The organism is Herbidospora sp. RD11066, assembly GCF_054661255.1.
In genome coordinates this window covers 1-306 of sequence record NZ_BAAGDO010000083.1, presented here as the reverse complement: position 1 = coordinate 306, position 306 = coordinate 1, and the positions used below count along the sequence as shown (strand labels likewise).

Annotated in this window: 1 rRNA gene; it reads left to right on the top strand. The window is 43.1% G+C overall.

Going from position 1 to position 306, the window contains the following annotated elements:
• Positions 1–306, top strand: a 23S ribosomal RNA gene (locus ACYQ78_RS39410); the annotation flags it as partial.

Genomic DNA, 306 nt, shown 5'->3' with positions numbered 1-306 from the left:
GTAAAATGTAGGTGAAGAGAAGTCGACAAGCCCCATTAGTCATATCTCCCGAAACCAAGTGATCTACCCATGGGCAGTTTAATGAACGAACCGGTGGTTGTAGCAAAAACCCCGGAGGATCTGTGGATAGGGGGGAAAGACCAATCGGACTTGGAGATAGCTGGTTTTCTACGAAAACTATTGAAGTAGTGCGTCCACTTAGGGGTTGGGCGGTGTTTAAAATATAGTGTGTGAAACTTATAACTGGTGTTTTATCATGGGCCTATGCTTTGTTCATTATCTAAGTTTTTATATATATGACGCCCG